Annotated in this window: 7 protein-coding genes and 1 pseudogene; 7 read left to right on the top strand and 1 reads right to left on the bottom strand. The window is 64.9% G+C overall.

Going from position 1 to position 8,349, the window contains the following annotated elements; translation table 11 throughout:
• From KQI17_RS12970 to KQI17_RS12950, 5 genes and pseudogenes are all read left to right on the top strand, one after another.
• Nucleotides 1–678, top strand: a pseudogene (locus KQI17_RS12970) (SPFH domain-containing protein); the annotation flags it as partial.
• Nucleotides 679–775: 97 nt separating this feature from the next.
• Complete coding sequence (locus KQI17_RS12965) at nt 776–1,894, top strand: Trm112 family protein (protein WP_216496625.1); 1,119 nt, start codon at nt 776–778, stop codon at nt 1,892–1,894.
• 12 nt (nt 1,895–1,906) lie between these two features.
• The gene (locus KQI17_RS12960) at nt 1,907–2,794 is read left to right on the top strand and encodes a YgcG family protein (protein ID WP_216496624.1); all 888 of its coding nucleotides are present in this window, start codon (nt 1,907–1,909) and stop codon (nt 2,792–2,794) included.
• Between the two features lie 24 nt (nt 2,795–2,818).
• On the top strand, nt 2,819–3,478 hold the full coding sequence (locus KQI17_RS12955; protein ID WP_216496623.1) for a hypothetical protein: 660 nt from the start codon (nt 2,819–2,821) through the stop codon (nt 3,476–3,478).
• Between the two features lie 35 nt (nt 3,479–3,513).
• Nucleotides 3,514–4,185 (top strand): YitT family protein, encoded by a 672-nt coding sequence (locus KQI17_RS12950; protein ID WP_371822000.1) that lies wholly within the window; start codon nt 3,514–3,516, stop codon nt 4,183–4,185.
• Nucleotides 4,186–4,243: 58 nt separating this feature from the next.
• Here the strand turns inward: KQI17_RS12950 and KQI17_RS12945 are convergent, their stop codons facing one another.
• Complete coding sequence (locus KQI17_RS12945; RefSeq protein WP_216496622.1) at nt 4,244–5,443, bottom strand: acetate/propionate family kinase; 1,200 nt, start codon at nt 5,441–5,443, stop codon at nt 4,244–4,246.
• Between the two features lie 192 nt (nt 5,444–5,635).
• Here KQI17_RS12945 and KQI17_RS12940 point away from each other — a divergent pair, with 192 nt between their 5' ends.
• Both KQI17_RS12940 and KQI17_RS12935 read left to right on the top strand, forming a co-directional pair.
• Nucleotides 5,636–6,832 carry a nucleotidyltransferase family protein gene (locus KQI17_RS12940; RefSeq protein ID WP_216496621.1) on the top strand — a complete coding sequence of 399 codons (1,197 nt, stop codon included), beginning with the start codon at nt 5,636–5,638 and terminating at the stop codon, nt 6,830–6,832.
• Nucleotides 6,833–6,863: 31 nt separating this feature from the next.
• Nucleotides 6,864–8,216, top strand: a complete 1,353-nt coding sequence (locus KQI17_RS12935; RefSeq protein ID WP_216496620.1) for a DUF3298 and DUF4163 domain-containing protein — start codon at nt 6,864–6,866, stop codon at nt 8,214–8,216.
• Nucleotides 8,217–8,349 lie beyond the last annotated feature (133 nt).

Raw genomic sequence — 8,349 nt, 5'->3', positions numbered from 1 at the left:
AGCCAGCTCAAGACCGAGCTGCTCACCGCGCTCCAGCCCGCGTTCGCGAAGATCAGCGAAATGGGCATCCGCTACTCCGCGCTGCCCGGCCACACGGTCGAGCTGGCGGACGCGCTCAACGAGGCGCTGAGCGCCAAGTGGCGCGACCTGCGCGGCATCGAGGTCGTCTCCTTCGGCGTTTCCTCCGTCACGGCGAACGAGGAAGACGAGAAGATGATCAAGGAGATGCAGCGCAACGCGGCGTTTATGGATCCGACCCGCGCGGCGGCGCACCTTGCGAGCGCGACCGGCGACGCGATGAAGACGGCGGCGGGCAATCCGAACGGCGCGGTCGGCGCATTCATGGGCATGGGCATGGCAGGCGGCATGACCGGGAACCAGATGGCGGGCCTTTACCAGCAGGGCGCGCAGATGCAGCAGGCGGCTCCCGCGGCTCCCGCCGCGGCAGGCTGGACCTGCTCCTGCGGACAGACGGGCAACACGGGCAAGTTCTGCGCGAACTGCGGCAAGCCCGCCCCCGCTCCGGCGAATGAATGGACCTGCGAATGCGGCGCAAGGAACACGGGTAAGTTCTGCTCAAATTGCGGCAAGCCCGCGCCCGCGGGCGAGTGGAGCTGCACGTGCGGCACGAAGAACAGCGGCAAATTCTGCTCCAACTGCGGCAAGCCCAGAGCCTGAGCGATCCACAAACGATAACACGGTATGATCGGGCCTGCCGCGCTGCGCGGCAGGCTCCTGCCGACCTTATGACAAGTCTGAAAAAGGAGAAAAAAGCATGGCAAATCAGGTGACCAATTACAAGTGTCCCGCCTGCACCGGCCCGCTGCGCTTCGACAGCGCGACCGGCAAGCTCCAATGCGACTTCTGCGGCTCGAGCTACGAGGTCGCGGAGATCGAAAAGCTCTACGCCGAGAAGGACGCGCAGGCCGCCGGCGCGTTCCGTCAGGCGGAGGAGCAGGCCGCGGCGGACGGCGAATGGACCGCCGCCTCCGGCAGCGACTGGGGCGCGGACGCGGAAAAGCTGCGCGTCTATTCCTGCCAGAGCTGCGGCGCGGAGCTGATCTGCGACGAGACGACCAGCGCGACCTCCTGCCCCTACTGCGGCAACAACACCATCGTGCCCGGGCAGTTCAGCGGCGCGCTCAAGCCCGACTATGTGCTGCCCTTCAAGCTGGATAAGGCCGCCGCAGTCGCGGCGCTCAAAAAGCACTACGGCGGCAAGAAGCTGCTGCCGAAGGCGTTCTCCAATGAGAACCACATCGAGGAGGTCAAGGGCGTCTACGTCCCCTTCTGGCTCTACGACGGCAGCGCGGAGGTCGACGTCCGCTGCCACGGCACCAAGGTGAGCGGCTACTCTACCGCCCGTGAAAACGTGACCGTCACGAACCATTACGATGTGCGCCGCGCGGGCACGGTGCGGTTCGAGCGCGTGCCGGTGGACGCCTCGAGCAAGATGCCTGACGACCACATGGACGCCATCGAGCCCTTCGACTACAAGGAGCTCAAGCCCTTTTCCACGGCGTATCTGCCCGGCTTCCTCGCCGACAAGTACGACGTTTCCGTGCAGGACTGCGCCGAACGCGCGGACAGCCGCTGCGAAACGAGCGCCGTGGAGCTGATGGAGCAGGACGCCCGCGGCGACTACACCTCCTGCATGGTCGAAAGCCGAAACGTCACGCTCCACCGCGGCAAGGTCCACTATGCGCTCATGCCCGTGTGGCTGCTGAGCACGAAGTGGAACGGCAAGAGCTTTCTCTTCGCCATGAACGGCCAGACCGGCAAGCTCGTCGGCGACCTGCCGCTCGACAAGGGACTGTACTGGAAGCATTTCGCCGCCATCACCGGTCTTTGTATGCTGGGCGTGATGGCTGCCGGACTTCTCCTGAGCCTGTAAGGAGGTGGCATGATGATGAAGAAATATGCTTCCCTGCTCTTCGCCCTCGTCCTCGCGCTGTCGCTGAGCGTGTCCGCCGCGGCGGATGCGGACGGCTATGTTTACGACGACGCCGACATTCTCTCCACGGACGAATGCGCCGCGCTCAACGAGGCGGCTGCGGCGGTGAGCGAGCAGTACGGCTGCGGCGTGTACGTCGTGACCGTCGACGACATGGCGGACTACATCGACCCCGACGCGGTCACGGAGACCGGTGAGACCGGCATGGCCGCCTTCACCGAATACGCATGGGATGCGCTCGGGCTTGCCGCCTCCTACGACAGCAACGGCATCATGCTCGCGCTGAGCATGGCCGAGCGCGATTTCCAGATGCTCGCCCACGGCGACACCGCCAACGCCGCCTTCACCGACTACGGCAAGTACATCATGCAGGACGAGTTCCTCGACAATTTCCGTGAGGACGACTGGTACGGCGGCTTCGCGGACTACATCGCCGCGTGCGGCCGCTACCTCGAGGCCAACGCCAACGGCGCCCCCATCGACGTGGAGCCGTCCGACGAAACCGAGGAGGAATATGAACCGCTGAGCTTTGGGGATAAGCTTTTCTTTGCCGCCCTCATGGCCTTCCGGTTCGGTCTGCCCCTCGGCCTGATCGTGGCGTTCATCGTCTGCGCGATCTATAAGCGTCAGCTCAAGAGCGTGCGCCGCGCGACCGAGGCCGCGCGCTACACCGTCTCCGGCGGCGCCGAGATCACCGCGCGCGAGGACCGCTTCACCCACACCACCGAGGTGCGCACGCCCATCAAGACGGAGTCCGACGACCACGACAGCGGCCCCAGCTTCTCCGGCGGCACGACCGTCAACTCCGGCGGCTTCTCGCACTCCGGCGGAAAATTCTGAATCCCCGAAAGGAAAACATCTCCCATGAAACGAATCCTTTGCGCGCTGCTCAGCGCGCTGCTGCTGCTCACCCTCACCGCCTGCGGCGGGAAAAAGTCGGCGGAGGACCCCTCCGTGCAGCCGCCGGTCGAGCAGCCCGATACCCCCGACTCTCCCGCGCCGAGCGTGGCGGAGCAGTCGCTCGCCGACCTGCGCGAGACCATCCGTGCCGCAGGCGCAGTGCTCGGCTGCGCCTACCTCGGCTCGACCAACGGCGAGACGGATACCGACCTGACCGCCCTGCTCGAGGGTGCGGACTGTCTCACCGCCTATCCCTTCCTGCGGGAGATCCCCGCGGAGCAGGTCGTCGCCCCCGGCGGCTGGGACATCTACTGCATCGTCCCCGCCGATGAAAATGCGGACGTCGCCGTGAACGAATACGGCTGGCTCACCGAGGGCGCGGAGCTGCCCGAGGCCGGCGAGCTTCTCTATCACGGCAGCGGCGCTGCGCCGGTGTATCTCATCGCCAACGAGAGCGACATCATGCCGAACACGCAGGTCACCGTCACCGCCGCGGACGGCACAGCCGTCATCTACCAGCCCTTCCTCAGCCTGCGGGACGGCTCGCTCGCCGTCCCCGAGGACGGCACGGTGTACGACTTCACCGTTTACCCCGAGGGCTTTGTGCGTGAAACAACCGCCTGAGCCGCCAAATCCACAACAGATCGCGAGGTTTTAGCTTGTCTTCCCCCTCCCTGCGCGGCCTTTGGAACGAGTGCCGCGCCACCGTGCGCGGCCTGGAGCGCTGGCGCTGCTGCATGGCGTTTTTCTCCAGCGCGTTCCTGGCGTTCGGTCTCTACCACGTCCACTCCGTCTCCGGCATCACCGAGGGCGGCGTGCTCGGCGCGACGCTGCTGCTCGACCATTGGTTCTCCCTCTCCCCCGCCGTCTCCGGTTTTGTGCTGAACCTGCTGTGCTACGGCTGGGGCTGGCGGCTGCTGGGCCGCAGCTTCATTGCCTACTCGCTCATCGCGACCGTGGGCTTCTCGCTGCCCTACAAGCTCTACGAGCTGTTCCCGCCGCTCTGGCCGCAGCTGGCCGAAATGCCGCTGCTCGCCGCCGTGGTCGGCGCGCTGTTCGTCGGCGTCGGCGCGGGACTTTCCGTGCGCGCGGGCGGCGCCTCCGGCGGCGACGACGCGCTCGCCATGTGTATCGCGCACGTCACGGGCATGGGCATCCAATGGGCCTATCTCTCCACCGATCTGGTGGTGCTCGGCCTGTCGCTGACCTATATCCCATTGCGGCGCATCGGCTACTCGCTGCTGACCGTGCTCATTTCGGGCCAGCTCATCGGGCTTGTGCAGAGGCTCCCTCTCCCGTGGGATAAGCCGCGGCCGGAGGCTGCGGAATAACGCAAAAAGGAAGCAGATGCTTTGCATCTGCTTCCTTTTATTCCGCTTGCTTTTTGCCTCAGCCGACGAGGGAGGCGGTATCCATGGCGATCATCAGCTCTTCGTTGGTGGGGATGAGCAGGACCTTGACCTTGGAATCCGTGGCGGAGATCACGCGCTCCTCGCCGCGGACGTTGTTGGCGTCCTCGTCCATCTTCACGCCCATGTACTCCAGGCCGGACGCGATCTGCATACGCTCGAGCGCGTCGTTCTCGCCGACACCGGCGGTGAAGATGATGGCGTCCACGCCGCCCATGACGGCGGCATACGCGCCGATGAGCTTCTTGACCTCGTAGGCGAACTTCTCGCGGGCGAGCGCGCAGCGCTCGTTGCCCTTCTCAGCGCCCTCCTCCAGATCGCGGAAGTCGGAGGAAACGCCGGAGATGCCCTCCATGCCGGACTTCTTGTTGAGGATGTTCAGCATCTCACCGATGGAGTAGCCGTACTTGTTCATCAGGTACTCCAGAATGCCGGCGTCGATGTCGCCCGCGCGGGTGCCCATGGGCAGGCCGGCGAGGGGCGTGAAGCCCATGGAGGTCTCCACGCTCTTGCCGCCGTCCACAGCGGTGACGGAGGAGCCGTTGCCGAGGTGGCAGGAGATGAGCTTCAGGCTCTCGATGGGCTTGCCGAGCATATCGGCGGCGCGGGAGGCCACATACTTGTGGCTGGTGCCGTGGAAGCCGTAGCGGCGAACCTTGTCGTTCTCGTAATACTCATAGGGAATGGCATAGGTGTAGGCCACGGGCGGCATCGTCTGATGGAAGGCGGTGTCGAACACGGCGACCATGGGCACGCCGGGCATGAGTTGCTGGCAGGCCTTGATGCCGATGATGTTGGCGGGGTTGTGCAGAGGCGCGAGGGGATTGCACTCCTCGATGGCGGCCATGACCTCGTCGGTGATGACGACGGACTTGGCAAACTTCTCGCCGCCGTGGACCACGCGGTGACCGACCGCGTCGATCTCCTTCATGGAGCCGATGACGCCGTTCTTCTCGTCCACGAGGGCGTTGAGGACGGCGGCGATGGCTTCGTTGTGGGTGGGCATGGCGACGTCAGCGGCCTTGATGGCCTCCTTGCCCTCGAGCTGGGGCTTGTAGGTGAACTTGCCGTCGATGCCGATGCGCTCGCAAAGGCCCTTGGCGAGCAGCGCGCCGGTGGCGGGATTGAGAAGCTGATACTTCAGGGAAGAGCTTCCTGCGTTGATGACCAGAACATTCATGTTGTTTCCTCCGTTTTCCAGGGGGCGGCGTCTTGCAATGTGCCCCAATTTCAGGTAAGATAGAGATGGGAATTGCGGGAATTTGTCCGACGGACCAATACATACGCCTTTTATTATAGCAAAAATTTCCGTGATGACAACCATAAATTTTTTTGCAGGAGCCAAAATTGTAACCATTTTGAGATGATTTTTATGCGGACTGCTGGTATCATAAGTGAGTATAATCCATTCCATCGCGGCCACGCCTGGCAGATCGGCGAGCTGCGCCGCCGTCTCGGCGCGGAGACCGCCGTCGTCTGCGCCATGAGCGGCAGCTTCGTCCAGCGGGGCGATTTTGCCGTCATGCGGACGCACGCACGCGCGGAGGCCGCCGTGCGCGGCGGCGCCGACCTCGTGCTCGAGCTGCCGCTGCCGTGGGCGATCGCGTCCGCCGAGGGCTTCGCCGCGGGCGGCGTGGGCGTGCTGGCGGAGACCGGCGCGGTGGACACGCTGGTCTTCGGCAGCGAGTGCGGCGACACGGAAACACTGAAAGCCGTGGCGGCGGCGCTCGAATCGGAGTCCTTTGCCGCGTATCTGCGTCAGGGCTTACAGGAGGGCGTCTCCTTCGCCGCAGCGCGCGAAGCCGCCGCACGCAAGCTGCTCGGCGAGAAGGCCGCCGTCCTCGCACAGCCGAACGACATTCTGGGCGTGGAATACTGCAAGGCCATCGCGCGGCAGGCCGCCGCGCTGATGCCGCTGGCGCTGCCGCGAAGGGGCGTCGGACACGACGGCGGCGCGGCGGAGGGCTTCGCCTCCGCGAGCCGCATCCGCGAGCTGCTCATAAACGGCGGGAGCGCCGACGAATTTCTCACGCCGGAGAGCGCGGCGATCTGCGCGTGCGAATGCGCGGCGGGCCGCGCGCCGGTAACGATGGCAAACGCCGAGCGTGCGATCCTCGCTCGTCTGCGTGCGATGCGCGAGGAGGACCTCGCCCCCTTCGACGGCGGCGGCGAGGGACTTTACCACCGCTTCTACGACGCCGTGCAGCGCGAGACGACGATCGACGGCATCCTTGCCGCGGCGAAGTCCAAGCGCTACGCCTACGCGCGGCTGCGGCGGCTGCTGCTCGCCGCTTACCTCGGCGTCACGCCGGAGGATATCCCGCAGCGCGTGCCCTACCTGCGCGTGCTGGCGTGCAATGCGCGCGGGCGCGAGCTGCTCCGATGCATGAAAACGACCGCCGCCGCGCCGATCCTCACAAAAAGCGCACAGGTTCGGCGGCTCGACGCGGGCGCGCAGCGGCTCTTTGCCCTGACCGCCCGCGCCGAGGAGCAATACGTCCTCGCCTATCCCGACCTCGCCGCGGCGAGGCCCGGCAGCGCATGGACGACCGACCCGGTCATTCTGTGACCTCCCCCCTCTTTCAGAAAGGAGACACCGCATGAGAAAACTGCTTTCCACCCTGCTCGCGCTCTCGCTGGCGCAGTCGCTGACCGCCTGCGGCGGCAACGGCGATCCGACCGGTCCCGATGCTCCAAAGCCCTCCCAGCCGGAGACGCCGGAGCTGACCTTCGCCGTCGGCACGCCGCTCACCCATGAATCGACCTACACTGCCGACGACGGCACGCTCCTGCTGCACACAAATTATGAGCTGCCTCAGCTTGAGCTTCGCACCGCCGACGGCGCGCTCTATGAACCCGGCGCCGCAGCCACACAGAGCGCGGCGGTTGCCGTGCGCGACGCCTTCAACGCCGAGATGGAGCGCTGCTACGCCGCGGTGCTCTCCAACGAGTCGGAGCTGGCTCAGGAGGCGCGCGACCATTACGGCAGTGACTCCATGTCCTTTGAGTACATCTACTACGAGGATGAACTGCTCGGCGAGGTCGTCTACCAGACCGACGGGCTCATCAGCGTGCTTGCCAATGCCTACGCCTTCTACGGCGGCGCGCATCCGAACACCTCCACCCTCACCTGGAGCTTCGATCTCACCACCGGCGAATTTCTGACGCTCGACGCGCTCAACGCGCAGTCCTCCACCGACAGTACACTCGGCAAAACGCTGGTCGATACGCTCGCCTCGGAGATCGTGAACAGGATCTACGAAGAGGGACTGGACGATTACCTCTACGATGATTTCTACTCCTACGTTTATGACCTCTCCTCCAACGCGCACTTTTATTTCAGCGGCAGCGGCATGACCGTCAACTTCGACGCCTATGTCCTCGGGCCCTACGCCTCGGGGCCGCAGACCTTCGAGATCCCCTACAGCCACTTCTACAACGCGCTCGACGCGCACACGCAGTCACTGCTCGATGTGCCGCGGGACGAGATCATCCTCGCCGACTACAACACCACACAAACGCTCTGGTCGTGGTTCTACCAGACCACGCCGCCGATCGACGCAAACGCGCCCGCCGTCATGGCGAACGGTCAATCCTTCAACCGCGTCTCTCTCGGCGAGATCAATACGCTCGATGCGCTGCGTGCGCTGCTGTGCGAGCACGTCAGCGAGGAGCTTGCCGACGAATGGCTCTCCGGCAGCAGCCTTACCGAGCTCAACGATGCGCTCTATGTGCTCTGCGCCGACCGCGGCTACGACATCACCATCGACGGTGCGAGCTATCTGGTCGCGTGGAACGGCGATAGCGGCGAGCTCATTCAGACGATCACCCGCAGGGCGTGGAACGATGCCGCGGGCAACTTCGTCCCCGTCCCAGGAACCGAGACATACAGCTACCCGTTCACCACAGTGAACGGACACGCGGTATTCTCCGCGTTCCCCTGCCCCTACTGAAAAAGCGCATAAAAATAAGCATCCACCCGCCAAGCGGGTGGTTTTGCTTATGCGGGCAAAGCCCTATGTTCCTCGCGCACGCGTCAAACGCGTAAGTACGGTCTGCCAGCTGCGCAGGATTGTTACTTGCCGC

Origin of the sequence: Oscillibacter sp. MSJ-31 (assembly GCF_018918025.1) — a bacterium.
GTDB lineage: Bacteria > Bacillota > Clostridia > Oscillospirales > Oscillospiraceae > Hominicoprocola.
The sequence above is the reverse complement of the archived record's forward strand: the minus strand, read 5'-3'. Positions and strand labels throughout refer to the sequence as shown.

What these genes read in the sequence shown, in the direction of transcription:
- KQI17_RS12965 (WP_216496625.1), top strand. Translation starts at nt 776, where the DNA reads ATGGCAAATCAGGTGACCAATTACAAGTGTCCCGCCTGCACCGGCCCG.
- KQI17_RS12960 (WP_216496624.1), top strand. Translation starts at nt 1,907, where the DNA reads ATGATGAAGAAATATGCTTCCCTGCTCTTCGCCCTCGTCCTCGCGCTG.
- KQI17_RS12955 (WP_216496623.1), top strand. Translation starts at nt 2,819, where the DNA reads ATGAAACGAATCCTTTGCGCGCTGCTCAGCGCGCTGCTGCTGCTCACC.
- KQI17_RS12945 (WP_216496622.1), bottom strand. Translation starts at nt 5,443, where the DNA reads ATGAATGTTCTGGTCATCAACGCAGGAAGCTCTTCCCTGAAGTATCAG.
- KQI17_RS12940 (WP_216496621.1), top strand. Translation starts at nt 5,636, where the DNA reads ATGCGGACTGCTGGTATCATAAGTGAGTATAATCCATTCCATCGCGGC.
- KQI17_RS12935 (WP_216496620.1), top strand. Translation starts at nt 6,864, where the DNA reads ATGAGAAAACTGCTTTCCACCCTGCTCGCGCTCTCGCTGGCGCAGTCG.